This is a genomic window from Sphingomonas sp. Ag1, assembly GCF_000980895.1.
In the GTDB taxonomy this organism is placed as follows: Bacteria; Pseudomonadota; Alphaproteobacteria; order Sphingomonadales; family Sphingomonadaceae; genus Sphingomonas; species Sphingomonas panaciterrae.
The window spans coordinates 16,034-39,847 of record NZ_LAZX01000090.1 but is presented as its reverse complement, the minus strand read 5'-3'; the positions used below and the strand labels follow the sequence as shown (position 1 = coordinate 39,847).

General features: G+C 66.6%; 26 protein-coding genes. 7 read left to right on the top strand and 19 right to left on the bottom strand.

The genetic code is table 11. The features are described from left to right. Nucleotides 1-38: 38 nt before the first annotated feature. The 7 genes from XM50_RS09100 to XM50_RS09070 all read right to left on the bottom strand — a co-directional run bounded on the left by XM50_RS09100 (nt 39) and on the right by XM50_RS09070 (nt 7,482). Nucleotides 39-1,700, bottom strand: a complete 1,662-nt coding sequence (locus XM50_RS09100) for an ATP-binding protein (protein WP_046409025.1) — start codon at nt 1,698-1,700, stop codon at nt 39-41. 92 nt (nt 1,701-1,792) lie between these two features. After that, on the bottom strand, nt 1,793-2,551 hold the full coding sequence (locus XM50_RS09095; RefSeq protein WP_046409023.1) for a TIGR02186 family protein: 759 nt from the start codon (nt 2,549-2,551) through the stop codon (nt 1,793-1,795). Continuing rightward, nucleotides 2,548-3,462 (bottom strand): sulfite exporter TauE/SafE family protein, encoded by a 915-nt coding sequence (locus XM50_RS09090; RefSeq protein ID WP_046409022.1) that lies wholly within the window; start codon nt 3,460-3,462, stop codon nt 2,548-2,550. The genes XM50_RS09095 and XM50_RS09090 overlap by 4 nt, the downstream gene beginning before the upstream one ends. Nucleotides 3,463-3,508: 46 nt before the next feature. Then, nucleotides 3,509-4,690 carry a hypothetical protein gene (locus tag XM50_RS20835; RefSeq protein ID WP_046409021.1) on the bottom strand — a complete coding sequence of 394 codons (1,182 nt, stop codon included), beginning with the start codon at nt 4,688-4,690 and terminating at the stop codon, nt 3,509-3,511. Next, nucleotides 4,687-6,057: a glycosyl transferase family protein gene (locus tag XM50_RS09080; protein WP_082102926.1), complete on the bottom strand. Its 1,371-nt coding sequence runs from the start codon at nt 6,055-6,057 to the stop codon at nt 4,687-4,689. The genes XM50_RS20835 and XM50_RS09080 overlap by 4 nt, the downstream gene beginning before the upstream one ends. A gap of 298 nt (nt 6,058-6,355) precedes the next feature. Further along, the gene (locus XM50_RS09075; protein WP_046409020.1) at nt 6,356-6,862 is read right to left on the bottom strand and encodes an RcnB family protein; all 507 of its coding nucleotides are present in this window, start codon (nt 6,860-6,862) and stop codon (nt 6,356-6,358) included. 164 nt (nt 6,863-7,026) lie between these two features. Continuing rightward, on the bottom strand, nt 7,027-7,482 hold the full coding sequence (locus XM50_RS09070; RefSeq protein WP_046409019.1) for an outer membrane protein assembly factor BamE: 456 nt from the start codon (nt 7,480-7,482) through the stop codon (nt 7,027-7,029). Between the two features lie 109 nt (nt 7,483-7,591). Between XM50_RS09070 and XM50_RS09065 the strand changes: the two genes are divergently transcribed. Both XM50_RS09065 and XM50_RS09060 read left to right on the top strand, forming a co-directional pair. Then, the gene (locus XM50_RS09065; RefSeq protein ID WP_046409018.1) at nt 7,592-8,110 is read left to right on the top strand and encodes a ubiquinol-cytochrome C chaperone family protein; all 519 of its coding nucleotides are present in this window, start codon (nt 7,592-7,594) and stop codon (nt 8,108-8,110) included. Further along, nucleotides 8,107-8,628: a YceD family protein gene (locus tag XM50_RS09060; protein WP_046409017.1), complete on the top strand. Its 522-nt coding sequence runs from the start codon at nt 8,107-8,109 to the stop codon at nt 8,626-8,628. The genes XM50_RS09065 and XM50_RS09060 overlap by 4 nt, the downstream gene beginning before the upstream one ends. 48 nt (nt 8,629-8,676) lie before the next feature. Here the strand turns inward: XM50_RS09060 and XM50_RS09055 are convergent, their stop codons facing one another. Further along, a complete protein-coding gene (locus XM50_RS09055) occupies nt 8,677-10,341 on the bottom strand; it encodes a thiamine pyrophosphate-binding protein (protein ID WP_046409016.1) in 1,665 nt (554 codons plus the stop codon). Nucleotides 10,342-10,507: 166 nt separating this feature from the next. Here XM50_RS09055 and XM50_RS09050 point away from each other — a divergent pair, with 166 nt between their 5' ends. After that, nucleotides 10,508-11,428, top strand: a complete 921-nt coding sequence (locus XM50_RS09050) for an SMP-30/gluconolactonase/LRE family protein (protein WP_046409014.1) — start codon at nt 10,508-10,510, stop codon at nt 11,426-11,428. A 39-nt stretch (nt 11,429-11,467) separates the two neighbouring features. Here the strand turns inward: XM50_RS09050 and XM50_RS09045 are convergent, their stop codons facing one another. Next, complete coding sequence (locus XM50_RS09045) at nt 11,468-12,775, bottom strand: sensor histidine kinase (protein WP_046409135.1); 1,308 nt, start codon at nt 12,773-12,775, stop codon at nt 11,468-11,470. A gap of 111 nt (nt 12,776-12,886) precedes the next feature. On the opposite strand from XM50_RS09045, the gene XM50_RS09040 reads away from it, so the two are divergent. Next, entirely contained in the window at nt 12,887-13,144 is a 258-nt protein-coding gene (locus XM50_RS09040; protein ID WP_046409013.1) for a hypothetical protein, read from the top strand. Here the strand turns inward: XM50_RS09040 and XM50_RS09035 are convergent. The 10 genes from XM50_RS09035 to gltX form a co-directional block, all read right to left on the bottom strand. Beyond that, entirely contained in the window at nt 13,117-13,782 is a 666-nt protein-coding gene (locus XM50_RS09035; protein ID WP_046409012.1) for a response regulator transcription factor, read from the bottom strand. The two genes, XM50_RS09040 and XM50_RS09035, sit on opposite strands and share 28 nt — an antisense overlap. Before the next feature lie 61 nt (nt 13,783-13,843). Beyond that, nucleotides 13,844-14,140 carry a hypothetical protein gene (locus XM50_RS09030; RefSeq protein ID WP_052742516.1) on the bottom strand — a complete coding sequence of 99 codons (297 nt, stop codon included), beginning with the start codon at nt 14,138-14,140 and terminating at the stop codon, nt 13,844-13,846. Nucleotides 14,141-14,274: 134 nt separating this feature from the next. Further along, nucleotides 14,275-15,648, bottom strand: a complete 1,374-nt coding sequence (locus XM50_RS09025) for a cytochrome P450 (RefSeq protein WP_046409010.1) — start codon at nt 15,646-15,648, stop codon at nt 14,275-14,277. 131 nt (nt 15,649-15,779) lie between these two features. Continuing rightward, entirely contained in the window at nt 15,780-16,661 is an 882-nt protein-coding gene (locus XM50_RS09020; protein ID WP_046409009.1) for a bestrophin family protein, read from the bottom strand. Between the two features lie 120 nt (nt 16,662-16,781). Next, nucleotides 16,782-17,201, bottom strand: coding sequence for a 6,7-dimethyl-8-ribityllumazine synthase (ribH, locus tag XM50_RS09015; protein ID WP_046409008.1), 420 nt, complete (start codon nt 17,199-17,201; stop codon nt 16,782-16,784). 154 nt (nt 17,202-17,355) lie between these two features. Then, a complete protein-coding gene (ribB, locus tag XM50_RS09010; protein ID WP_046409007.1) occupies nt 17,356-18,546 on the bottom strand; it encodes a 3,4-dihydroxy-2-butanone-4-phosphate synthase in 1,191 nt (396 codons plus the stop codon). Then, nucleotides 18,491-19,105, bottom strand: a complete 615-nt coding sequence (locus tag XM50_RS09005) for a riboflavin synthase (RefSeq protein WP_046409005.1) — start codon at nt 19,103-19,105, stop codon at nt 18,491-18,493. Before XM50_RS09005 ends, ribB begins: the two co-directional genes overlap by 56 nt. Then, on the bottom strand, nt 19,087-20,046 hold the full coding sequence (ribD, locus tag XM50_RS09000; protein ID WP_197075492.1) for a bifunctional diaminohydroxyphosphoribosylaminopyrimidine deaminase/5-amino-6-(5-phosphoribosylamino)uracil reductase RibD: 960 nt from the start codon (nt 20,044-20,046) through the stop codon (nt 19,087-19,089). Before ribD ends, XM50_RS09005 begins: the two co-directional genes overlap by 19 nt. Before the next feature lie 32 nt (nt 20,047-20,078). Beyond that, entirely contained in the window at nt 20,079-20,474 is a 396-nt protein-coding gene (locus tag XM50_RS08995; protein WP_231621914.1) for a hypothetical protein, read from the bottom strand. Beyond that, nucleotides 20,475-21,815 carry a glutamate--tRNA ligase gene (gene gltX / locus XM50_RS08990; RefSeq protein WP_046409004.1) on the bottom strand — a complete coding sequence of 447 codons (1,341 nt, stop codon included), beginning with the start codon at nt 21,813-21,815 and terminating at the stop codon, nt 20,475-20,477. A gap of 112 nt (nt 21,816-21,927) precedes the next feature. Here gltX and XM50_RS08985 point away from each other — a divergent pair, with 112 nt between their 5' ends. The 3 genes from XM50_RS08985 (at nt 21,928) to XM50_RS08975 (ending at nt 23,745) form a co-directional block, all read left to right on the top strand. Then, the gene (locus XM50_RS08985; RefSeq protein WP_046409003.1) at nt 21,928-22,863 is read left to right on the top strand and encodes a ribose-phosphate pyrophosphokinase; all 936 of its coding nucleotides are present in this window, start codon (nt 21,928-21,930) and stop codon (nt 22,861-22,863) included. Between the two features lie 130 nt (nt 22,864-22,993). Continuing rightward, nucleotides 22,994-23,548 (top strand): pyridoxamine 5'-phosphate oxidase family protein, encoded by a 555-nt coding sequence (locus tag XM50_RS08980; RefSeq protein ID WP_046409002.1) that lies wholly within the window; start codon nt 22,994-22,996, stop codon nt 23,546-23,548. Next, on the top strand, nt 23,548-23,745 hold the full coding sequence (locus XM50_RS08975; protein ID WP_443024650.1) for a putative signal transducing protein: 198 nt from the start codon (nt 23,548-23,550) through the stop codon (nt 23,743-23,745). The genes XM50_RS08980 and XM50_RS08975 overlap by 1 nt, the downstream gene beginning before the upstream one ends. Nucleotides 23,746-23,814: the final 69 nt, after the last annotated feature.

Sequence of the window (23,814 nt, the reverse complement as noted above, 5' to 3'; positions counted from 1 at the left end):
GCCCGGGCTGACGCCCCGCCGTCAGCACCCCGGCCAACCTAGCGGCCCTGCGCGCGCCACTTCTGGATCGTGCGCTCGATGATCTCACTCTCATGGCCGACATCGCGCCACAGGCGGGAGAAGACCGGATCGGCCGACGCCGGCCGTTTCGCTTCCTCCAGCCGGTCGAACCGCACCCGGATCGGGATCGCCACGCCCTCCCCGCTGATGATGCATTCCTGATTGCGCAGCGCGGGGATCGAATCGAGGAAACCGCGCGCGCCTTCGGGCATCGCCGCGCGCACGAACGACTGATCCCGATCGTTGTTTAGGCGCATGGCCAGGATCGTGCCGCACTGCGACAGCACCCCCTCCGCCAGGTCCGACGGCCGCTGCGTGATCAGCCCCAGCGACACGCCGTATTTGCGCCCTTCCTTGGCGATCCGGCTCAGGATCCGGCCGACGGAGGACCCGTCCTCATCGCGCGGGATATAGCGGTGCGCCTCCTCGCAGATCAGCAGGATCGGGCGCTGCGGCTCGTTGCGTGACCAGATCGCAAAGTCGAACACCATCCGGCTCAGCACCGCGACGACCACCGACGTGATCTCGCTTGGCACGCCCGAGACGTCGATGATCGAGATCGGCTTGCCATCACCCGGCAGGCGGAACACCCGCTGGATGAAGCTGCTCATCGTGTCCGCGACCAGCATGCCGGAGAACATGAAGCCATAGCGCGGATCGGCCTTGATCTCGTCGATCTTGCTCTTCAGCCGAAGATAGGGTGCCGTGTTGGACGCCTTGTCCATCTTCCCCATCTCATGCTGGATGAGGGTGGTGAGGTCGCTCAGCAGATAGGGCACCGGCGCATCGACGGTCAGCTTGGGGATTTCGGCCCCGACCCGGCTCTTGGCGCGCGCGGCGAGCAGGCATTTGGCAAGGATGTCGGCATCCACCTGCCGCTCGGCGCCCTCGGTGGTCAGGAACACCTCGCAATGTTCCTCGAAGTTCATCAGCCAGTACGGCATCTGAAGGTTCGACACATCGTAGATCGCGCCATTGTGGCGGAACGCGGCGGCATATTCGCCGTGCGGGTCGACCATCACGATATGGCCCTGCGGCGCCATTTCGCAGATCCGGTGGAGGATCAGCGCGGCGGCCGTCGACTTGCCGGTGCCGGTCGAACCCAGCAGCGCGAAATGCTTGCCGAGCATGGCATCGACATACAGCGCGCCGCGCACGTCGCTGGTCGGATAGACGTTGCCGACCTCGATATGCGCGCGTCCTTCCGCGGCATAGACCTGGCGAAGATCGTCGGAGGAGATCGGGTAAACATCCGCGCCGGGTGTGGGATAGCGCGTCACGCCGCGGCGGAACTGGTACAATTTGCCAGTCAGCTTCTCCTCATCTCCCTCGCCGAGGAAGTCGACGGCGGCAACGATGCGGCCGGTCTCGTAATCGTCGAGCCGCAGGGTGCGAACATTGGCGATTAGCCAATTGTGCCCCACCCGCACCTTGATCTGCCCGCCGACCTGCCCGCCACTGGCAACCACCGGATCGGCATGGGCGCCAAGCGCCGCCAGCGCCGCCGGATCGAACACCACCTGGCTCGATGCGCCGCCGATCTCGGTGACGAAGCCGATCGGGTCCAGGCCGGCCGGCGCGCACGCCCCCGCCGCGGCAATCGCCGCGTCGAACACGTGACGTGCAGGTAGTTCACTCATGCGGCATTTCCACGCCTTTTCCCATCCGGGCGGGTCTACGGAACAAGGGTAAACAGAGCGTGAGCGATATATTGCGGCGCGGCGCCAGCCACTTACACCCGCTGCGCGATCCGCCCCGCGCCCCAGCCCAACAGAACCGACAGTGCCACCGCCGCCAACCCATAGACAAAAGCATGGCGATCGGCGGCGCGCGCAACGAACCGCTCGAACCCGGTCTTCTCCACCGTGATGTCGCGCACCGCCGCGGCCAGCACCTTGCCGTCGCGGATCAAAAAGGTCTCAGCGGTGAATTGTCCCACCGGCACGCGCGCCGGAATCCTGACGCGCGTGCGGTACAACACGCCCTCGGTGATCTCCACCGCGCCGGGCGCCTCGTAATACAGGCCCGCGCGGCGACGCAGGTCGACCAGCCCGCGCGCGAACCGGTCCTGCACCGGCGGCGGCGCGGAGGATGCCGGCGATAATTGCAGGCTGTCGAGCCCCAGTTCGTAGATCGCGCGCGTGCGATCATCGACGATCTGGCTGACGGGGCGGGACGAGGCGACCGCGTAGAAGCTCGGCGCCGAGCGATACCGCAGCGCCTCCGCATTGACCCACACGCCGGCAAGCTTCTCCTTCTCGCGCACGGTGATCGATTGCACCGGGCCCTTCACCACCACCACCAGGTCGGTGGGATGCTTGTCGTCGGGCAGCCGGCCGCCCGGATAGAGGATGGCACCGAACAGCAGCAATTCTGCGCCGGTGAAGCTGTAGGCGATACGGATCTCTCGCTGCGACACGTCGGGTACCAGCACCGGCTTGGCCTGCGCCATCAGCAGCGGCGCGGCCAGGATCAGCGCGGCGCGCTTCACAACAGCTCGACCGAATAGATCTCGTCCGGCCGCCAGCCGAGACCGATCGCGATTCGGCCCGCCACCAGCAACACCATCAACGCCAGCGCAAGGCGCAGATATTCGGGCCGCGCACGCGCCGCGAAATGTGCACCGACCTGCGCGCCGACGACCGATCCGATCAGCAGCAGGCCAGCGAGAACGATGTCAACCGCCTTGGTCGTCATGGCGTGGACCATGGTCGCGGCGGCGGTGACGAACAGAATCTGGAACAGCGACGTGCCCACCACGACCTGAGTCGCCATGCCGAGGAGGTAGATCATTGCCGGCACCAGCACGAAACCGCCGCCGACGCCCAGCAGGATGGTGAGGATGCCGGTCCCGAACCCCAGCAACAGGGGGGCGAGCGGCGAAATGTACAGGCCCGAACGGTAAAATCGCATGCGAAACGGCAGCGACGCGACCAGCGGATGGTGCCGCCGCCGGCGCGCCGGTGCCGCGCGCCGGCCACGGCTGACGGCGATCGCCTCCAACGATTCCTTCAGCATCAGCCCGCCGATGGAAACGAGCAGCAGGACATAGGTGATGGCAATGGCGGTATCGATCTGCCCGCTCGCTTGCAGCAGGCGGAACAGCCAGGCGCCGAACAGCGATCCCAATATGCCCCCGACGACCATCACGCCGCCCATCTGCACGTCCACGCCGCCGCGCCGGAAATAGGCCGACACGCCGGACACGCTCGCCCCCGTCACCTGGCTCGCGGCAGAGGCGGCGGCAACGGTCGGCGGGATGCCGTAGACGATCAGCAACGGCGTGGTGAGGAACCCGCCGCCCACCCCGAACATGCCCGATAGCAGACCCACGCCCGCGCCCAGCGCGATGATCACGAGCGCGTTGACCGACAGGTTCGCGATCGGGAGGTACAGATCCATGCCACCGTCGATATGCCGATCGGCCGCGGCGGGGAAGCGCCAGCGGTCAGAAATCGGTGCCGATGGTCAGTGCCGGACCGGAAGACGGCGTTGCGCGGCCCGCCAGCCGCTGTCGCCATTCAAGCGACAATCGCAACGATCGGCCCGCGACCGGCAAAGCGGTCGACAGCCACGGCCCGGCGTCGACACGCGACGCCCCGCGCTGCGCCGCACCCCATGCCCCCAGCCCCAGGTCGATCCGCGCCGGGCCCAGCCGGGCCAGCGGGTAGCTGATCCGCATCGCCCCATCGACATAGCCCTCGATCCCGTCGCGCGCGATCCCGCCGCCCTGCGCATAGCCGTCCAGCATCAGCCACGAAGTCAGCGGCAACGGGCCAAAGCCACCGACCAGCCCCAGCGCCGGGCCGCCCCGTGCGCGATCGATGCCGATGCGCTGCTCGGCGACGACATGCACCGGCAGCGACGTCGGCCGCCAGTCGAGCCCAATCGCGGCCTCGCTCTGCCGGCTTTCCAGCGCCCCCGAGAACCGCCCGGCGATCGACAGTCGCCGCGCGGCATCGATGGCATAGGTCAGCCGCGCCCCCGCCTGGCTTCCGCCGAGCTGCGGGACGAACGGCGCCGCATCGCCCGGCCGCAAGATCGCCCAGGCACTGCCACCAAATCGCGACGGGCCCTGCGCCGCCGGCAATGGCGCACCGGCCGCGACGCTGGCTTGGCTCGCGGGCGGCGGGACGGCATGGGTGGAGTGACCTCCCGGACTAGGCGGCACCAATCTTGGCCGCTCCCACTCTCCCGCCGCGGGCGACGATTGCCGCGGCAGATCGTATGAAAAAGCGAGCGTCTCGACCGCCCTGACCCGCATGTCGGCCGACGGCACGTAGCGCGGCCGGACCTCGTTCGCCGGCGTCAATCGCACCGGGGCGCCCGCACCCGGCATGTCGGGCAGCGCGCGCGACGTCGCCGCGACCGACATGGCCGGGGGCGACGCCACAATGACTCGCGCCGGTTCGGCCGGTGGCCGGGCCGCCACCTCCTGCGGTCGCGCAAACGGCGCCGCGATGATCGCCAGGATGCGCGGCGCCATCGCCGGCTCTGCCCTGGCCGCCACCGCCCGGGTTTCGGCCGCGAGTGCAACGTCACCAGGCCACAATTGCAATGCCCGCAGGCCGATCCACAGCCCCAGCAGGCCGACCAGAAAGCGCAGCGGGCGCCCAGTCCGGGCCGTCATGCCGGCAGCTCCTCAGGGAAGACATGCACGGTCTTGTCCCAACGCGGGGGCGACCCGCTCAGCATCCGCACATATTGGGCGGCGGCGCGAATCGCGGCGAGCATCGATATGACGTTGCCGACAATCGCCCGGGGCACCGCCCACAGCGCCTCGTGCCAGTCATAGGCCCGGCCGGTGGACGCCACGCGCCAGCCGAGACGCCAGATCAGCAACAGGAGATTGACGGTGAGCAGCAGGCGCATGCCCTCGCTGATGTCTGGCAGCGGCAAGCCCAGGATGGTATGCACCAGTGCCGCCGCGCCCCAGCCCACGATCGCCAGATAGGCGGCGGCCAGGACGATCACCGCCAGCGGGCCACGCCGGTCGCGCATCCGCATCCAGTGATCGGCAAGGTGCGGCACGCGCGCCCAGCCGATCCGATCCCAGCCGGCGAGCGCGATGCCGGTCATCCACCGACCCTTCTGGCGAACCGCCGCCTCCACCGTCGCCGGGAAGAAGGCGCGCACCGCGACCAGCCGTCCCGCCCAGTCCTCGACCCGCGCAAAGCACGGCCGGTAGCCAAGCGCCGCCGCGCGCAGCCCCAACTCATAATCCTCGGTCAGGCTGTCCTCATCGAACGGCGCCCCATAAGCGTCTTCCATCGCTGCCAGCACCGCGACCGAGATGGCGCAGCCCACGCCGGACAGCGGCAACCCCGCCCCCAATGCCGCGCGCAGCGCCATGTGGCGGCCATGCGATTCGGCAAACTCGTCGGCATAATGGCCCGACACCAGCCGGGCGCGGCGATCGACCAGCGGCAGCACCGGGATCTGCACCAGCTGGTATCGGCTGATCAGCGCGTCGAACACCATCAGCTCCAGCGGATGAACCACGTCCTCCGCATCGTGCAGCACCACCGCCAGCGTCGTCTCGCCGTCGACCGCATCGTCATGCCGCAGCGCGCGCCACATTTCGTTGAGATTGTCCGCCTTGGTCGTCGGCCCTGCCCGCGTTGCGATGACCAGCCGCACGCGCGAATCCTGCGCCGCCAGTTCGGCGACGATGCCGCTGGTCACGGGATCGTTGGGGTAGCAGCCGACGTAGATGCGGAAACACGGATGGTCGAATCGGGCGAGCGCGGTGCGCAGCATCGGCCCGATCACCGCCGCCTCGTCCCAGGCCGGGACGAACACCGCCAGTCGACGCGCATCTTCGGGATGCGGCAGATTGGCGAGCGAGCGACGCGTCGATCCGTAACGCAGCCGGTGGTACAGCCACACCACGTCGACCAACAGATCATCCACGCCGCCGATCAGAAAACCGACAGCCGCAAACAATGTAAGCTCGCGCACTGTTGCGTCGAGCCACCAGAGTGCGATTTCCCCCATCGCATGCCGACCCCCAGATACGGCCGGCCAAGACTGTGCGATTATTTGCGCATAAGCAACAAAAAGTCGTTCGAACCCTATTGGATCAAGTATTCGCCGGGCATTTCAAAAATCGCAGGCATCAACAGAACCAATCCGGGACATGCGCGTTCCCTCGCTTAGTCCCAACCCCCTTTCGGGACTAGTGCCGGATCCCAAGCCAGGCACCGGCCGCGCTTGCGGCGTAGCTTGCGGCGCGGCCGCTCCGGGTCACGAGAACGGGACGGGCCGGGCGATCAAACGCCCGGCCCGCTTCGCGTCACCAGTAAAAGTTCCGGATCACGTCCAGCACCGTACCACGCCGGTAATCGACCAGAAGGACGTCGTTGTAATGGCGTACCCAGCGCGTATTGGGGCGGGCCGGCGGCAGGCGATAACGCCATGGATCGTTGATCCAGTAACGCTGCGCATAATAGCTGGGCGCAATCCGCGCACCCGGCCGCCACTGATTGTAGCGGAATGGCGCGCGCCACTGCCCACGGGCGTAGAGCGCACGATTCTGGTTGCGATAGCCGCGCCAGTCGTCGCGGCTCCAGCGGCGGTCGCGATCACGCAGGTCTTCACGATATTCGCGCCGTGCCTCACGCAAGTCCTGCCGGGCCTCGCGCACATCACGCCGGTCGCCCCGGCGCTGCGCCTCATACAGGTCCCGGCGCTGTTCCCGGATATCCTGCCGGTCGCGGCGCAACTCTCCCGGCGACTGTGCAGCGGCCACAGCCGGCGCGATGGTCGCGGCCATCATCAGCGAAACGATCAACTTACGCATGATCAGACACCTCCGTTCGTCTGGCCGGCATTCCCGCGGAATGCCCTGCCGTGATCGAAGGTATCGGCCCCCGCCGCTGAACCGCCGGAGAATACGCCAGTCAGCAGATAGAAAGCTGCGCCGCGAAAAGGCCCCGGCGCCGGAAGGCCCTGTTGCCGAAAGACTCAGCGGCCGCCCGGCCCCGCACCCGCGCCGGCGGCGCCGACCGTGCCGATGTTGCCGAACAGGTCGGCGAAGAAGCCGCGATCACGGCCCAGCGTCGGGGTGGTCTTCTTGGTCGGGCTGATCGATGCGACCTGCTCGACTCCCGACTTGCGGATCGCGCTGACGTTGCCGTTCTGATCAAAGCTGATCTGGACGGTCACCTGCTCCTTGGGCTTGGGCGTATTGAACGCATAGTTCCGACTGTCGCGCGAAATGTAATACCAGTCGCCCTGGTTGAACTGGCTAGCGAAGCTCGGCTGGCCCAGCGTCGCCAGCACCGACTGCCGGTTGTCCACGCCGGGCTGCACCGAATTGAGCAGGTCCGCATCGACGACATAGCCCTGATGCGAGCGCAGGGGCGCACAGGCCGACGCGGTCACCGCGATGGCGGCAGCGATCAGGAGGGGAAAACGCATGGCTACTCCGCAAAAGGCCTTGGGGCATGCGACGCGCCGTTGCGCCGTCGGCCATTCCCCTCAATATGCCTCCACGACACTTGACACAAGCACGACAGGCACGACGATCTTGGCTCTTCTTCAACGGTTTCGACGGCGCAATCGCGATGCGGCGGCCCCGCTCTATGCGGCGGTGGTGGCAAAGGCGCGCGAACCGCATTGGTATCTCGATGGCGGCGCGCCCGATACGCTCGACGGGCGGTTCGACATGGTGGCCGCGGTTCTCGCCATGGTGATGCTGCGGATCGAGGCAGAACCGCCGGGCGACCTTGCCGCCGCCACGCTCTCGACCGACCTGACCGAGCGATTCGTCGACGACATGGACGCGCAGGTGCGGCAGATCGGCTTTGGCGATATCGTCGTCGGCAAGCATGTCGGGCGCATGATGGGGATGCTGGGTGGCCGGCTCGGCACCTACCGTGAGGGGATCGCCGCCGGCGACCTTACCGACGGGCTGATCCGCAACCTGTGGCGCGGCGAGGCACCCGGCGAATCGCAGGCGCGCTATGTCAGCGACCAGTTGCAGGCACTGCATGCCGCGCTCGCCACCGTTCCCCTATCCGCGCTGCGCGAAGGCCGACTGGCATGACCCCCGAATTCTCCCATCCCGTCCGCATCGACATGATCGGCGAAGGCGCGCGGACCGAAACCATCGCCGCTGACGAGACGCAGCGCGCCGCGCTCGCGCGCCGGTTCAACCTGATCGGGATCAAGCGCCTGGAGGGCAGCTTCACCGTGCAGCGCGTCGCCGGCGGGATCGCCGTGTCTGGGAAGGTGCAGGCGGAGGCGACCCAGCGCTGCTCGATCACCGATGAGCCGCTGCCCGCGCGGATCGCCGAAACCGTCGACCTTCGCTTCGTCGAGGATTCGGCCGCCGGCGAGGAAGTGGAGCTCGACGACGACGGGATCGACGTCCTCCCGCTGGAGGGCGGCGCGATCGACCTTGGCGAGGTCGCGGCGGAAACGCTCGCCCTTGCGCTCGATCCCTTTCCGCGCGGCCCCAATGCCGAAGCGGCGCTGCGCGAGGCCGGAATCCTGGGCGAGGACGAAGCCGGTCCGTTCGGCGCGCTCGCCGGGCTCAAGGACAAGCTGGCGGGAAAGAAATAACGTTGCGAACAGGCGAGCGGTATCGACCGCCCGCCGTTGTCGCAGGTTTCAGCGTTTCGCCGCGCTGCGGATCGCGCTCAGCGTGGTCCCGGCGGTGATGAACTCGACGTCGGTTTTCAGGTGCAGCAACCTGACGCCGCCCTGCCCGACGGCACGTTCCAGCGCGCCGGCGAAGTCGGCCGTCCGCTCCACCGTCTCCGCCCAGGCGCCATAGGCCCGCGCCAGCGCTGCGAAGTCGGGATTGTGCAGTCGGGTCGCCGACAACCGGCCGGGAAACTCACGCTCCTGATGCATGCGGATCGTGCCATAAGCGCCATTGTCGACGATGATGACCAGCAACTCACAATCGTGCTGGACGGCGGTCGCCAGTTCCTGCCCGTTCATCAGGAAATCGCCATCTCCCGCCACGGCAACCACGGTGCGATCCGGGCGGCGGCGCGACGCCGCCACGGCGGCCGGAACGCCATAGCCCATGGCTCCGGCGGTCGGCGCCAGCTGAGTCCCCGGCCCGGCATAGGGCCAATAGCGGTGCCACCAGCCGGAAAAGTTGCCCGCGCCGTTGCAGATGATGGTGTCCGCCGGCAGCTGCTCGCGCATCGCCAGCACGCACTGCCCCAGGTCCAGCGTCACGCCCTCGCGCTCGCGCGGCGTCGACCAGGCGCGATAATCGTCGTGCGCCTCCAGATCGTGCGCGCGTGCCGGACCGTCGACCAGCGCCAGCGCCTCGGCGAACTCCGCCATGGTCGCGCAGATCGCGAGGTCCGTGCAATAAGTGCTGCCAAGCTCGGACGGATCGGGGTGAACATGCACCATCCGCTGGCCGGGATGTTCCGGGGAGATCAGCGTATAGCCGTCGGTCGTCGCTTCCCCCAGCCGCGCGCCGATCACCAGCAGCAGGTCGGCGTCCTTCACGCGTTCGACCAGCAGCGGGTTGGGGCCATAGCCCAGGTTGCCGGCATAGGCCGGGCAGTCGTTGGGCACCGCATCCTGTCGGCGGAAAGCGGCGACCAGCGGCACGCCGGTCCGGTCGGCCCAGGCGGCAATGTCCTGCCCCGCAGCCGCATCCCATCCTGCGCCGCCGATGATCGCCAAAGGTCGCTCCGCCGTGGCCAGCAGATCGGCAAGCTGCTCCATCGCATCGGGATCGGGCGCCTGCCCGATCCGCTCGACGCGCGGGCGATCCACCGCCACCACTTCGTCAAGCAGCATGTCCTCCGGCAGCGCGATCACCACCGGGCCCGGCCGCCCGTTCATCGCCACGCTATAGGCGCGCGCGACATATTCCGGGATGCGCCGCGCATCGTCGATCCGCGCCGCCCATTTGGCAATCGGGCTGAACATCGCGGCGAAATCGATCTCCTGAAACGCCTCGCGGTCGCGCATGCCGCGGTCGACGTCGCCGATGAACAGGATCATCGGCTGTGAATCCTGCATCGCGACATGGACGCCGATCGACGCGTTGGTGGCGCCCGGCCCACGCGTGACGAACGCAATGCCCGGCCGATGGGTCAGCGCGCCGTCGGCGCAGGCCATGAACGTCACGCCGCCTTCCTGCCGGCACGTCACCACATCGATCTGCGGCACGTCGACCAGCGCGTCGAGCACGGCAAGGAAACTTTCGCCCGGCACCGTGAAGATGCGATCGCAGCCCTGCGCTGCCAGTTGATCCACCAGGATGCGGCCGCCGGTGCGGGTCGTCTCGGGTTCGCTCATGCGACGATCCCTACCCCGGCCTCTGCACCTCCGCCACTATATTGGTAGCAATGTGGCCATAACGGCGCTGCCTGACTTGCTGCCCGCCGAATGCCACCGAAGCGGCTTGCTAAGCCGATCGCCTTAGACAATTCTCCCGCGCAACAAGAAAAGAGCGGAGAGGATCATGGCGGACTTCGAACTGATGACCGACGGGCTGCGTTTTCCCGAAGGGCCAGTCTTCATGCCGGACGGCAGCATCGCGCTGGTGGAGATCGAGCCGGGGCGGATCACCAGGGTGAGACCCGATGGGTCGAAGGAGACGATCGCCGAGCCTGGCGGTGGTCCCAATGGCCTCGCGCTCGGCCCCGACGGCATGCTCTATTGCTGCAACAACGGCGGGTTCGACTGGCACGAAAACAACGGCATGCTCGCCCCCGGCGGCATCGCCTCCAATTATTCGGGCGGCCGGATCGAACGGATCGACCCCGCAACCGGCACGGTCGAGGTGCTGTACAAGTCGGGCGATTTCGGCTGCGTCCTGCGCGGGCCGAACGACCTTGTGTTCGACGATCACGGCGGCTTCTGGTTCACCGATCACGGCAAGATGGATCACGCCAAGCGGATCCATGATGTCGTTGGCATCTTCTATGCGAAGGCCGACGGCAGCCATCTCGAGGAAGTCGTCTTCCCGTCCAACAATCCCAACGGTTGCGGCCTCTCACCCGACGGCCAATGGCTCTACGCCGCGGAAACCTACACCTGCCGGCTGATGAAATTCCGCGTCACCGCGCCGGGCAAGGTCGATACCGCGGCCGGCGTCGGCGGTGCCGGCATCCCGGTCTACCGCCCCGCGGGGTGGAAATTCTTCGATTCGCTCGCGGTGGAGGCGTCGGGCAATGTCTGCGTCGCGACGATCGGCGAAAGCGGGATCAGCGTCGTCTCGCCCGACGGCGACCTCGTTGAATTCGTCGCTACCGACGACATCTTCACCACCAACATCTGCTTCGGCGGCGATGACATGCGTGATGCCTATCTCACGCTGTCGGGCACCGGCCGGCTGGTGAAGACCCGCTGGAACCGTCCCGGCCTGAAGCTCGCCTATTGATCGCGAACGGGCGCCTTCCGCCTCGGCGGAGGGCGCCTGTCAGCTCGCCATCGGCAATCGCAGCCGCACCAGCAGCCCGCCCAGGTCCTCGCTCTCCTCCAGGCTGACGGTCCCTTCGTAGATCTCCGCCACGTCGCGCACGATGGCGAGCCCAAGCCCCGTACCCGGCTTGCCCGTGTCCAGCCTGACGCCGCGGTCGAAGATGCGGATGCGGTCCGCCTCCGGTATGCCCATGCCGTCATCCTCGACCAGGATCTCGACGAACCCGGCCTGCGCGCCCACCGTCACGAACACGCTGCCGCCGCCATATTTGGCGGCATTCTCGACCAGATTGCCCATGATCTCGTCCAGATCCTGGCGCTCGATATGCGCGACCAGGTCCTTCGGCCCATCCATGTCGATCCGCACATGCGGATAGAGCCGCCGCACCGCACGCTCGACCGATTCGACGCTCGGCCACACCTCCGCCCGGCTGTGCGCCGATCCGCGCCGCCCGACCGCACGCGCCCGCGCGAGATGATGGTCGACCTGCCGCCGCATCGTCCGCGCCTCGCGCACCACCGTGTCGGCCAGATCGTCCGACTGCGCGGTCGCCGCGTTCATGATCACCGTCAGCGGCGTCTTCAGCGCATGGGCAAGGTTCCCGGCATGGCGCCGCGCTTCCTCCGCCTGCGTTTCGTTATGCGCCACCAGCGCATTCAGCTCCTCGACCAGCGGCGCCACCTCGACCGGCAGCGGCCCGGCGATGCGGTTGGTCCGCCCGCCCCGCATCCGCGCAATCTCCAGCCGCAGCTTGCGCAGCGGCAACAGCCCGTAAAAGGTCTGCAGCGCCGCCAGCACGATCAGCCCCAGCCCCAGCAGCAGGAAACTGCGCACCAGCGTCCGGCGCAGCGCCCCGATCTGCGCGTCGAGCCCGTCCCGATTGTGCGCCACCTGGAACCGCCAGCGCACGTCCGATCCCGGCAGCTTCACGTCACGCTCGACGACCCGCAGCTTTTCGGTGCCGAATTGGTCGCTGTCATAGATGTGCACCGCGCGGTCGTCGTGCGGTTGGCCATATTGCAGCTGGCGATCCCACAAGGATCGGGAGGGAAACGCCTCGCGCCCCTTTGCCGACACTTGCCAGTACACGCCGGAATAAGGCTCGAGGAAGCGCTGGTCGGCGGGCTCGCGATTGAACATCACCTCGCCCTCCGGCCCGATCTCGGCCGAGACGAGCAGCGAGCGCAGGACATATTCGAGCTGGTCGTCGAAATTCTGCGTCACCGCCGCAGTCAGCACCCGGTCCAGCGCGAAGCCGCCACCCGCCAGCAATACCGCGATCCACACCGCGGCAATGACGATCATCCGCCGGGTCAGCGACCCCGTGCTGGCGAAGCGCCCGTCCGCACTCGTTTCGTCGCGCGCCGGAACCATGCCGCCGCCCTGTTGTTCACTCGCGGAGAAAGGAGACGAAGTATGTCGCGTACCTTTCCGGTCCTCGCGATCGCGTCGCTCGGCGCGCTCATCATCAGCCTGGTCGCGGGCTTCCTGCTCGCGTCCTGGGTCTTCACCGGCATCGTTCCCGCTCATGCCGCGCCGCCGGTCATCGCCGCGCTGGAGTCGCAGGCCGTGCCGGGGACCAACAGCTGGCACGAGGCGGGATATGAACGCATCGGACTATGGGAACAGCCGCAGGCCGCCGACCTTTACGCCGCCGGATCTTCCAGACTGTAACCCAGTCCCCGGATCGTGGTGATCACGTCCTGGCCCAGCTTCTTGCGGATGCGCGTCACGAACACTTCGATGGTGTTCGAATCCCGATCGAAATCCTGATCGTAGATATGCTCGATCAACTCGGTGCGGCTCACCACCTTGCCCTTGTGATGGAGCAGGTAGGACAAAAGCTTATATTCCTGCGCGGTCAGCTTCACCGGCTCGCCGGCGCGCGTCACCTTGCCGCTGCGCGTGTCGAGCCGGACGTCGCCCGCGTTCAGCTCTGAGGAGGCATTGCCCGATGCGCGCCGGATCAGCGCGCGCAGGCGGGCGATCAGCTCTTCGGACTGGAACGGCTTGGCGACATAATCGTCCGCGCCTGCGTCCAGCCCGGCGACCTTGTCGGACCAGCTGTCGCGCGCGGTCAGCACCAGCACGGGCATCACCTTGCCCTCCTTGCGCCAGCGATCGAGCACGGTCAGCCCGTCGATCTCCGGCAGGCCAAGGTCCAGCACGACGGCATCGTAATTCTCGGTCGAGCCGAGGAAATGCCCTTCCTCGCCGTCCGTCGCCAGATCGATGGCATAGCCCGCTCCTTCCAGCGTGCTCTTGAGCTGCTGGCCGAGATTGGGTTCATCCTCAACGATCAGGACGCGCATGGACTACCTCTTGTCACCAAAGGTCGTGGTTAGCATTGCGGTGGCGCGCGTCAACGATCGCTCACCGACCCGTGCGGCCGATGACCTGACCCGAGCGACCATCGACATCCACCCAGATCACCGTGCCATCGCGCAGGAACTTCAGCGTGTAGACCGCGCTCGGCATCTCGAAATCGAAACCGATATATTGCGCGTCCTTCATCGTCGGGACGACGCGTCGCTCGATTTCCTTGATCGGCAGGATGCGCCCTTCGCGCAGCGCGCGCCACGCGGCCACGCCGTCGCGCTGCTGCTCGGCCGGCTGCGCCATCGTGGCGGCGGGCAAGAGTGACAGGGCAAGGGCGGCGAACATCCTCATGCCTCGTTGCATAGCGGGATCGGATTGAACACCTTGTGAATAGCCCCGCAATGGGACGCAGCGCATCCTTCCCCGGGTCACGGACGCCGGCCGCCGCTGCGACAACCGGCGTTGCTGAGGTCACCGGCTCGCGATCAGAGCGGCACGAAGCGTACCGGCAGGCCGTCCTTGGGCTGCGGGATCGGGAAGATTTGCCAGTCGCTGCCCGACCCGGGTTCCAGCTCGATGCGATAGCGGCTCAGCAGCTGGGCCATCAGGATACGGATCTGCATCGTCGCGAAATGCAGCCCGATGCACATGTGCGCCCCGCCGCCGAACGGCACCCAGGCAAAGCGATGCCGCCCCTTCGACCGTTCGGGGGAGAAGCGCTCGGGATCGAACGTCTCGGGATTGGGCCAATGCTCCGGCATCATATGGGTATAGGCGGTGTTCACCCCGACATGCGTGCCGGCCGGAATGTGATAGCCGCCAAAGGTGAAGTCGCGCATCGCGCGGCGCGGGATGGACGGCACCGGCGGCACCATCCGCAGCGCTTCCTTGAACGCCCATTCGGTCTCGACCAGCCGGTCGAGCTGCTCATAGGGCACGCCGCCGTCGTTGCTGCCCAGCGACTGGACCTCGGCACGCAGCCGGTCCTGCCATTCGACATGACGCCCCAGCAGCATGACGAGGCTGGTGGCGGACGAGGTGATCGTGTCGTGCGCCGCCATCATCAGGAAGTTCATGTGATCGACGATCGCCTCGTCGGACAGCAGGGCACCGCTTTCGTCGGTTGCGCGGCAGAATTGCGAGAAGAAATCCTGCCCCTGCTGCTCCCCCGCGCGCCGGCGCGGGATCTCGCGGGTGAAGTAGTCGACCAGATATTCGCGCGCCTTCACGCCCTTGCGCATCGAGGTGCCGGGCAGCGGCTTGCGGATCGGCGATACCGACGCCTGCACCTCGTCGACGAAGGCCTGGTTGATCCGCGATGCCTCGGGGCCCAGCGGCACGCCAAGGAAACTGGTTGCCGCCAGGTCGAGGCTCAGCGCCTTGATCGCGCGATAGAATGGCATCGGGCGATTGCCCCAGCTGCTCACCTGCGCCGCGATCCCGGCATTCAGCTCGGCGGCATAATGGCGCATCGGCTCCGGCTTGAACGCTACTGACAATGCCTTGCGGTCGGCGCGATGCTTCTCGAAATCCATCAGCATCAGGCCGCGCGGGAAGACGAGGTTCAGGATCGGGCCCCAGCCCTGTTCGGAGGAGAAATTCTTCTCCTTGTCGAACAGCACCAGCTCGTTCGCTTCCGGCCCCAGCAAGACCACGCCGTCGCCCCCAAACGTTCGGTTGCGATAGACCGGGCCGTACTTGGCCACCATCCTGTTGGTGAAGCCCAGCGGGTCCTTCAGCACCCTGAAGGTATTGCCGACGAACGGCAGCCCGCGGCTTCCGGGAATGTCCTTCAGCGCCGATGGAGGATTGGCCGGCAGCCAGTGCGGATTGGCGGCGAGCGTGTGCGCATAGGCCATGGTGGCAATCTCTCTCCCGATCTTATTTACACGAGTATAAGTAAGATATTATCGGGACGCCAGACCCCATGGCGTTGCGCGCGACCGATCCCGCAGCACGTTGAAAATACTGCCTTTTGCCGGCCATTCTGTCACCACAACACGCCGTCCACCGGCTGCAACGGCGTTGGCGCTTCGTCGCCGATCGATTGCAGCAGGTCGATCTCGATCGTCCGGCACATACCCGTCAGCGGGACGTCGTGGATCGTGTTGGCGAACGGGTCGACCAGGTCATCGCCGATCTGCAGCGCGGCGAGGAACATCAGCCCGGCGACGGTCGACCCGACCGGCGTCGCGATGCCCAGCGTCTCCACCAGCCCGATCGGCAGCAGGACGCAGAACAATCGCGTGAAGAACGTGGGGAAGAAGCGATATTGGTTGGGCAAGGGCGTGTTCTTGATCCGCTCCATGCCGCCCTGCGCGTTGGAGATGTCGACGAACAATCGCTCGAAATGCGCCTGCTGGATGGTGTCGATCCAGCCCCTCTGCCGCGCATCGTCCAGCCGTCGTGAGGATCCGTCGAGGATGCCGTTGGCGACGTTCGCCCGCTGCAAGGCAGGCTCCGCCTCACCGCGCGACAGGAAGCGCAGCACCTCGGCGTCGGCCGACTGACGGCGCAACTGGCACCGCAGCGCATTCACATAAGCGACGTGGCGCAGCACGATCGTGCGCTTCAAGTCCAGCGCCTCTTCGGGCAGCAGGTTGCGCGCCGTGCGGGCCAGGCTGCGCGATGCGTTGATCATCAGCCCCCACAGGCCGCGCCCTTCCCACCAGCGCTGGTAGGCGGAGTTCGTCCGAAAGCCGAGGAACAGCGCCAGCGCCGAACCGAAGATGGTCAGCGGCAGCGATGGCGCGGTGAACGGATAATAGAAATAGACTGCCGTGACGATGCAGTCCCACACGAACAAGGCCGCGAGGGGTCGCCACACTTCGCCAACGATGTTGCCGAAGCGTGGAGTGGAAGAAACTATCATAGGGGAAGCAGCGGCTCGCTTGTGGATCGGATGATCCCATACGCGCGATCGCTGCTTCAGGTCCGTGACGAACCTTTTCCGCAGGCGGGCGCCCGCCCGCGCTGACTTAGCTGAGCAGGATCAGGCGAAGCGCTGCTGCAACTCGAGCATGGCGATCGCCGCCTGCGCCGCACCGCCGCCCTTGTCGAGCTGCGCCGGATCCGCGCGGCGGATCGCCTGTTCCTCATTCTCGGTGGTGAGGATGCCGTTGCCGATCGGGATGCCGTCCATGGTCAGCGCCATGATGCCGCGCGCGCTCTCGTTAGATACGATCTCGAAGTGATAGGTTTCGCCGCGGATCACGACGCCCAGCGCGACAAAGGCGTCATAGCGCCCGCTCTCCGCCGCCATCGCGATCGCGCCCGGCACTTCCAGCGCGCCCGGCACGGTCACCACCTCGGCGCTATGCCCCGCCGCCTCGATCGCCGCGCGCGCGCCCGCGATCAGCATGTCGTTCAGATGATCGTAGAAACGCGCTTCCACGATGAGGACGCTTGCCATGATCTCGCCTTTCTCCTCCCCGGCTCAGGGGAGCGCCGCCGGGGCGGCAAAAAAGGGGGCATTCCTTGTCCACGCCACCAGCCGGTGCCCCCTCCCGACTGGCGTTGCCGGCCGCTGCGCAAGCTGCTGGCCGAATATCTCCGTAAACAGGCCGTTATTCGCCGCCGGTACCCGGGATCGGCCGCTCGCCCACGATGGAAAGGCCATAGCCCTCCAGCCCGACGAGCGTGTGATGGGTGTTGGTCAGCAGGACCATTTCCTCGACGCCCAGCTCCGCCAGGATCTGCGCACCCACGCCATAGTCGCGCAATTCCTCGACTTCCGGCTCGCCGGCGCCCTTGCCCGCGGCACGCAGCTCCATGAAGCGCGTCACCACGCCCTTCATCGGGCGGTTGATCACCACGATCACGCCGGCGCCTTCCTCCGCGATCAGCTCCATCGACTTGGAAAGCAGGCCCGAGCGCTCGGAATTTTCGCCAAACATATCAACGAAGAAGCTCGCCGTGTGCATCCGCACCAGCGTCGGCCGCTCGGGATCAATCTTGCCCTTCACCAGCGCGATCGTCTCGTCGCCGGTCGCCTTGTTGTGGAACGTGACCGCCTTCCACTGCCCGCCCCAGCGCGAGTCGAAGGTCATCTCGGCCTTCTTCTCGACCAGATGGTCATAGCGCCGACGATAGGCGATCAGGTCGCGGATCGTGCCGATCTTGAGGTTGTGCAGCTGCGCGAAGGAGACGAGATCGTCCATCCGCGCCATCGTGCCGTCCTCGTTCATGATCTCGCAGATCACGCCCGAGGGGTTGAGGCCGGCCAGCCGCGACACGTCGACCGCCGCTTCGGTATGCCCCGCACGCACCAGCACGCCGCCATCGCGCGCGACCAGCGGGAAGACGTGACCCGGCGTCACGATTTCTTCGCGGCTCTTCGACGAATCGATCGCCACCGCGATCGTCCGCGCACGATCGGCCGCGGAAATGCCCGTCGTCACCCCATCGCGCGCCTCGATCGAAACGGTGAAGGCGGTTTCGTGACGGGTGCCGTTGTGCCGGCTCATCAGGTCGAGGCCCAGCGCGTCGACACGCGACTTGGTCATCGCCAGGCAAATCAGGCCGCGGCCATGGCGTGCCATGAAGTTGATCTTTTCCGGCGTCGCCATCTGCGCGGGGATGACCAGATCACCCTCGTTTTCGCGATCCTCATCATCGACCAGAATGAACATCCGGCCATTCTTGGCCTCGTCGATGATCTCTTCCGGGGTCGAGAGAAAGGCGTGGCGCAGGCGCGCGAGTTCAGCGGGCTTTTGCACGATAATGTTCCATCCGTTGGAGGTAGCGGGCGAGCACATCGATCTCGATGTTGACGGCGCTGCCCGGCGCCAGATCTGAAAGCGTCGTCACCGCCTGGGTATGCGGAATGATGTTGACCGCGAAGGTGGTCGCGCCGTCGGGGTCGTCCGTTACGTCGTTGACGGTCAGCGACACGCCGTCGACCGTAACCGACCCCTTGGTAGCGAGGAAGGGCGCAAGATCGCTTGAGACCCGGAAATCGACGCGCTTCGAATCGCCATCGGGCCGTACGCTGGTGACCTCGGCGATTCCGTCGACGTGGCCGGTGACGATATGACCACCAAGCTCATCGCCCAGCTTCATCGCGCGTTCGAGATTCAACCGACGCCCTTCGGACCATTGCCCCTGAGCGGTCCGCGTCAGAGTCTCGCCCGAAACGTCGAACGCGAGCCAGTCAGGCCCCTTGTCGACGACGGTGAGGCAAACGCCCGAACAGGCGACCGAAGCCCCCAGGTCAATCTCAAGCGTTTCATAGCTGGTGGCGACAACGACGCGCGTATCCCCGCGCGTCTCAACGCGCGTAATCTCTCCGACGTCGGTTATGATCCCGGTGAACATCGCACCCGCTCGTAGACCTCGAGCCGATCGCTGCCAAGCTGGCGTGAATCGATCATTGCCCATCGATCGTGCGCATCGGCCAAGGCGCCCAACCCGATGTCGCCCAACGCATGCCTGCCGTCGCCGATCAGGATCGGGGCGCGATACAGCAGCAGGCGATCGACCAGATCCGCCGCGAGGAAAGCGGAGGCGACCCCAGCGCCCCCCTCCACAAGCAGACGATCGGCGGGAAGCCAGGCGATTTCCTCCGGGGCCGAGAGCTGAAGCACGTCATCACCCATGTCGTGGGTCGACAGGATCACGCGTTGCGGAGCGCGATTCTCCAGTCCCGGCAACCGCACGTCGAGCGCCGGGCGGTCGATCTCCCAGGTGCCTCGCCCTACCAGAATGGCCTCATGCCGGCTTCGTTCGAGATGCGCGTGCGCGCGCGCTTGCGGACCCGTGATCCACCGGCTTTCGCCGTCAGCACGAGCGATGCATCCATCGAGCGAGGTCGCGAGCTTCAGCGTCACCTGCGGCCGGCCAAAGGCGAGTCGCGTGAGAAATCCGGCCAGTCCCGCGCGGGCCTCCCTCTCGCGCGCACCCGACATAGTCTGCACACCCGCCGCGGCGAGCCGCCCCAGCCCCTTGCCGTTGGTGCGCGGGTCAGGATCGGTCACCGCCGCGACCACGCGGTCCACACCGCTGGCGACGAGAAGGTCGGCGCAGGCGGGGCCGCGCGATGAGACATGGGCGCAGGGCTCCAGCGTCACATACGCGGTCGCGCCCTTTGCCGCGCTTCCGGCCTCAGCGAGCGCCATCGCCTCCGCGTGCGGCCTGCCACCCGGCTGGGTCCAGCCGCGCCCGACAACAATGCCATCACGCACCAGAATGCATCCGACGGAAGGATTGGGATGGGTGCGCCCCTGCCCGCGGCTGGCGAGCGCCAGCGCAGCCCCCATCCAGCGCTGGTCCGCGGACGACACGCCGGCGGTCAGAGCCCCCACTTCTTCATCTTGTCCTCAAGACGCTTGAAGGATGCCTGCCGCTCGGCCAGCGCCTTTTCGCGCTCCTCGATCTGCTTCTGCTTGATCGGGGCATCGATCGCCTGCTGCGCGCGAATCTCCGCCTCGCTGCGATCGAGGCGCCATTGCTGAACATAGATGATGTCCGGCTTGTAGACCTTCTCGACCTTCGAATCCTTGGCGAAGCCGATCAGCAGCAAGCCGGTCATAAAGACGGAGAGAAACAGGAAGAACAGTTCGTGCTTCTGCCGCTGATGCAGAAACAGGCGTAGGTCGCGCACCGCGCGAAACGGGCTTAGCCGGGCAAAGAACTGCATCCGCGCAACATAGGCGCGCGCGGCCGCGACGGCCAGACCCTGGTCCAATTAGCCGCCGGAAGCGGCGCGAAGTCGCGCGAGCGCCCGGTCGCGGCCGATCAACGGCAGCAGCGCCGCCATGTCCGGCCCGTGATCGCGACCGGTGAGCGCGCGCCGCAACGGCAGGAACAGCGCCTTGCCCTTGCGTCCTGTGCGCTCCTTCAGCCGCTCGGTCAGACCGTGCCAGGGGTCGCCATCCCAATCGATCGCCGCAGCTTCCTCGGCAGCAATGGCCAGATAGGCGCCATCGTCAGCCGATAGCGCCGCCGCTGTGACCGGCCCTTCGACCACGCCCCACCAGTCGGCCGCTTCCGCCACGGTCGAGAGGTTCGGCCGCACTGCTTCCCAGGCAACGGGCGTCATGGCAGGCGGCAAGCGATCGCGCACCGCTTCGAATGGGAGCTGATGGACGATCCGCGCATTCAGCTGCATCAATTCCGCCTCGTCGAACCGCGCCGGCGCTCGGCCAAAGCGGGCAAAATCGAAAGCGGCAAGCAGCGGCTCCATGTCAACCGCGGGCTCAACCGGATCGCTGGTGCCGAGCCGCGCCAGCAGCGCCCGGATCGCCTGCGGCTCCACCCCCGCCTCGCGAAGCTGGTCGACGCCAAGGCTACCCAGCCGCTTGGACAATTTGCCCTCGGCGCCGGTGAGCAGCGCGGCATGGGCAAAGGTCGGCGGGGTGCTGCCAAGCGCGGCAAACATCTGGATCTGCAAGGCGGTGTTGGCGACATGGTCCTCGCCGCGCACCACATGCGTGATCCCCATGTCGACGTCGTCAATCGCGGACGGCAGCATATACAGCCATGAACCATCGGCGCGGCGCACGATCGGGTCGCTCATCGTAGCGGGATCGAACCGCTGGTGACCGCGGATCATGTCGTCCCATTCGATCGGCGCGCCATGATCGAGCCGGAAGCGCCAATGCGGCTTGATGCCCTCCGCCTCCAGCCGCGAGCGATCCGCATCGCTCAGCGCCAGTGCCCCGCGATCGTAGATGGGCGGCAGTCCGCGGCCCAGCTGGATCTTTCGCTTGAGGTCCAGTTCCTGGCTGGTCTCATAGGCCGGGTAAATACGTCCGGCCGCGACCAGCGCATCGAAGCGCGCCTGATACAGATCGAAACGCGCCGATTGCCGCGCCTCGCCATCAGCCTCAAGGTCCAGCCACGCCAGATCCTCGCGCAGCGCCTCGACGAACCGTTCTTCACTACGCTCCTGATCGGTATCGTCGATCCGCAGCATGAAGCGGCCGCCATGAGCACGCGCGAACATCCAGTTGTGCAGCGCCGTGCGGATGTTGCCGACGTGCAGCCGCCCGGTCGGTGACGGGGCAAAGCGGGTAACGATGGTCATGTCGGCGCCGGTACGCCCTGCGACGCGCGACGGCAAACGTCCTCTGAGTGCGTCGCACGATTGCAACATATGCCCGGCCCGCTAAGGGGGCGTCACGAAAGGGCGTGCTGACATGAAACTGATGACCGGCAACTCCAACCTGCCGCTGGCACGGGACATTGCCTCCTATCTGGAGCTCCCGTTGACCGAGGCTCTGGTGCGGCGATTCGCCGACGAGGAGATCTTCGTCGAGATCATGGAGAACGTCCGCGGTGAAGACGTTTTCCTGATCCAGTCGACCAGCTATCCGGTCAACGACAACCTCATGGAGTTGCTGATCTGCATCGATGCGCTGAAGCGCGCGTCGGCCAAGCGGATAACGGCAGTCCTCCCCTATTTCGGCTATGCGCGGCAGGACCGGAAGCCGGGCCCGCGCACGCCGATCTCGGCCAAGCTGGTCGCCAACCTGATCACCACGGCGGGCGCCGACCGCGTGCTCTCCGTCGACCTCCATGCCGGTCAGATCCAGGGCTTCTTCGACATCCCGACCGACAATCTGTTTGGCGCGCCGGTCATGTCCGCGGACATCCTGGCGCGCTTCGGGTCGAAGAACCTGATGGTCGTCTCCCCCGACGTGGGCGGCGTGGTGCGCGCGCGCGCGCTCGCCAAGCGGCTCGACAATGCACCGCTGGCGATTGTCGACAAGCGCCGCGAGCGCGCGGGCGAGTCGGAGGTGATGAACATCATCGGCGACGTGGAAGGGCGCTTCTGCATCCTGATCGACGATATCGTCGATTCCGCCGGCACGCTGTGCAACGCGGCCGCAGCGCTGCGTGAGGCGGGCGCCGAGGACGTCGTTGCCTATGTCACCCATGGCGTCCTCTCCGGCGGTGCCGTCGCCCGGGTCGAAGGGTCGGCGCTGCGCGAGCTGGTGATCACCGATTCGATCGGCAACCAGGAAGCCATCAGCCACGCCAAGCGTATCCGGCACCTGACGATTGCACCGCTCCTTGCGGAGGCGATCCGCCGTATCGCCGACGAGACCAGCGTCTCCTCGCTGTTCGACTGAGATCGCCGGGTGCATTCCTGACACCTCGCACCGCTGGTGACTACCGGCGGTGCGGTGGATCGGACGCATCGTAAATGGTAGGCAGGCGCCGCGAGCCATCCTTCTCGCCTGAACAGGGGAGCACGCCTGCATGGCGGAATTCTTTCCGGCGCTGAACGACGCGCATCGTGCCTTCATCGCCCGGCAGCCGGTCTTCTTCGTGGCAACGAGCGCGCCCGGCGCGCGGATCAACCTCAGCCCCAAGGGCATGGACACGTTCCGCGTTCTGGACCCGACCACCGTCGCCTATCTCGACGTTGCAGGATCGGGCAATGAGACCAACGCGCACCTGCTCGCCGACGGGCGCATCACCATCATGTTCTGCGCCTTCGATCAGCCCGCACTGATCTTTCGCATCTACGGTCGGGGCCGCCCAGTCCTTCCCCAGGATCCGGAATGGCGCGCGCTGTATAGCGAGTTTCCGCCACTGCCCGGCACGCGGCAGATCTTCGTCGTGGCGATCGACCAGGCGCAGACGTCCTGCGGCTGGGGCGTGCCGCAGATGACGCTGGATCATCCGCGTGAGACGCTGAACAAATACAACGCCAAGTACAGCGATGAAGAGCGGCTGGCCTATTGGCAGGGCAGCAACGCGAAAAGCATCGATGACTTGCCAGTACGCACGCCCGACGCGCTGCCGCGCTGATGCTGGTCGAACTGGGTCGCTATGACCGCAATCTTGCCAGCATCCTCGCCGCGCGATTGGAGAGCGAAGGAATAGTCGCGCTCACCTTCGATGCCGGGGCGTCGATCGCCGACGGCAGCTGGTTGCTGATCCCCGTGCGCCTGATGGTCGATGAGGATGATCTTGATCGTGCCAGGTTCGTAGTCGACGATGCCTAATTCTTGAGCATGTTTTCGCATCTGCACAAAAAGTAACGTGCCAAATGTGGTTGCCGTGACCATGCACTA

Coding starts and splice junctions, on each gene's coding strand:
- XM50_RS09030 (WP_052742516.1), bottom strand. CDS start 14,140: ATGAGGATGTTCGCCGCCCTTGCCCTGTCACTCTTGCCCGCCGCCACG.
- XM50_RS09075 (WP_046409020.1), bottom strand. CDS start 6,862: ATGCGTAAGTTGATCGTTTCGCTGATGATGGCCGCGACCATCGCGCCG.
- gltX (WP_046409004.1), bottom strand. CDS start 21,815: ATGACCATCGTTACCCGCTTTGCCCCGTCACCGACCGGGCGGCTGCAC.
- ribD (WP_197075492.1), bottom strand. CDS start 20,046: ATGGGGGCTGCGCTGGCGCTCGCCAGCCGCGGGCAGGGGCGCACCCAT.
- ribH (WP_046409008.1), bottom strand. CDS start 17,201: ATGGCAAGCGTCCTCATCGTGGAAGCGCGTTTCTACGATCATCTGAAC.
- XM50_RS09055 (WP_046409016.1), bottom strand. CDS start 10,341: ATGAGCGAACCCGAGACGACCCGCACCGGCGGCCGCATCCTGGTGGAT.
- XM50_RS08975 (WP_443024650.1), top strand. CDS start 23,548: ATGCTGGTCGAACTGGGTCGCTATGACCGCAATCTTGCCAGCATCCTC.
- XM50_RS09025 (WP_046409010.1), bottom strand. CDS start 15,648: ATGGCCTATGCGCACACGCTCGCCGCCAATCCGCACTGGCTGCCGGCC.
- XM50_RS09100 (WP_046409025.1), bottom strand. CDS start 1,700: ATGAGTGAACTACCTGCACGTCACGTGTTCGACGCGGCGATTGCCGCG.
- XM50_RS09090 (WP_046409022.1), bottom strand. CDS start 3,462: ATGGATCTGTACCTCCCGATCGCGAACCTGTCGGTCAACGCGCTCGTG.
- XM50_RS20835 (WP_046409021.1), bottom strand. CDS start 4,690: ATGACGGCCCGGACTGGGCGCCCGCTGCGCTTTCTGGTCGGCCTGCTG.
- XM50_RS08980 (WP_046409002.1), top strand. CDS start 22,994: ATGGCGGAATTCTTTCCGGCGCTGAACGACGCGCATCGTGCCTTCATC.
- XM50_RS09060 (WP_046409017.1), top strand. CDS start 8,107: ATGACCCCCGAATTCTCCCATCCCGTCCGCATCGACATGATCGGCGAA.
- XM50_RS09080 (WP_082102926.1), bottom strand. CDS start 6,057: ATGGGGGAAATCGCACTCTGGTGGCTCGACGCAACAGTGCGCGAGCTT.
- XM50_RS09045 (WP_046409135.1), bottom strand. CDS start 12,775: ATGATCGTCATTGCCGCGGTGTGGATCGCGGTATTGCTGGCGGGTGGC.
- XM50_RS09005 (WP_046409005.1), bottom strand. CDS start 19,105: ATGTTCACCGGGATCATAACCGACGTCGGAGAGATTACGCGCGTTGAG.
- XM50_RS09040 (WP_046409013.1), top strand. CDS start 12,887: ATGTCGCGTACCTTTCCGGTCCTCGCGATCGCGTCGCTCGGCGCGCTC.
- ribB (WP_046409007.1), bottom strand. CDS start 18,546: ATGTGCTCGCCCGCTACCTCCAACGGATGGAACATTATCGTGCAAAAG.
- XM50_RS08985 (WP_046409003.1), top strand. CDS start 21,928: ATGAAACTGATGACCGGCAACTCCAACCTGCCGCTGGCACGGGACATT.
- XM50_RS09035 (WP_046409012.1), bottom strand. CDS start 13,782: ATGCGCGTCCTGATCGTTGAGGATGAACCCAATCTCGGCCAGCAGCTC.
- XM50_RS09020 (WP_046409009.1), bottom strand. CDS start 16,661: ATGATAGTTTCTTCCACTCCACGCTTCGGCAACATCGTTGGCGAAGTG.
- XM50_RS09070 (WP_046409019.1), bottom strand. CDS start 7,482: ATGCGTTTTCCCCTCCTGATCGCTGCCGCCATCGCGGTGACCGCGTCG.
- XM50_RS09050 (WP_046409014.1), top strand. CDS start 10,508: ATGGCGGACTTCGAACTGATGACCGACGGGCTGCGTTTTCCCGAAGGG.